Source organism: Winogradskyella costae, from assembly GCF_013403865.1.
Taxonomy (GTDB): Bacteria; Bacteroidota; Bacteroidia; order Flavobacteriales; family Flavobacteriaceae; genus Winogradskyella; species Winogradskyella costae.
On sequence record NZ_JABFDK010000042.1, the window covers coordinates 1 to 922 of the forward strand.

Annotated in this window: 1 protein-coding gene; it reads left to right on the top strand. The window is 34.2% G+C overall.

Annotation, left to right across the window (positions count from 1 at the left end; translation table 11 throughout):
* The first annotated feature begins 16 nt into the window (after nt 1-16).
* The gene (locus tag HM986_RS17595) at nt 17-781 is read left to right on the top strand and encodes an NADAR family protein (RefSeq protein WP_179336351.1); all 765 of its coding nucleotides are present in this window, start codon (nt 17-19) and stop codon (nt 779-781) included.
* The last annotated feature ends 141 nt before the right edge of the window (nt 782-922 follow it).

A 922-nucleotide genomic window follows, 5' to 3' on the forward strand; every position in this document is an offset into this window, starting at 1 on the left:
GTTGCCATTAATTTGAATGAACTACACGAACGAGAAAATAATTGAACGATTTGAATCAGGCGAAAACCTGAAATTCCTGCTATTTTGGGGACACACGAAATCTGATTTAATAACTAAATCTTGTTTCAGTCAATGGTACGAATCAAATTTTGAGGTTAACGGAATTGAATATCAAACAGCCGAACATTTTATGATGGCTGAAAAAGCTTTGTTGTTTAATGACAAAGATATTTACGAACAAATAATCAAAAGCTCAAAAGCTGGAAAAGTAAAAGAACTTGGTAGGCAAGTCAAAAACTTCAACCAACGGATTTGGGAAGAAAATAGATTTGAAATAGTTGTAAGAGGTAATTTTCACAAGTTTAGTCAGAATCCAAAACTATCGGAGTTTTTAAGAAATACAAATGACCGAATTTTGGTTGAGGCAAGTCCTGTTGACAATATTTGGGGAATTGGACTCGCTCAAAATAATGAAGACGCTGAAAATCCATACTTTTGGAATGGACTGAATTTACTCGGATACGCTTTAATGGAAACAAGAGACATTCTGAATGAAATTGGAGAATTTAAAACGCTAGAAAATCCGATTTTGCCACCTTGGTTAGCTTATCCAGAAATAGACAAATATAGTATTGGTTGGAGAATGGGTTATGGAGAAACTCATATAATGGAATTGAGTAAATATTTGGACTGTTTAAGTGAATCTGAAAAGAGAATTTATGAACTGACTTATCCCGAAACTGGAGAATGGAAAGGTTGGTACAATGATGATTACGAATAAAAAAACTAATGGCAACAACGTATATAATTTATTGCTGCTTCTCGCCTACTCACGAAAAGTCCTGCGGATTTTCTATTTCTGTCTTTTATTTGCTAAATTAGGTGCTTGAGACACGCAACAACTCATATACCAAACCGTTAG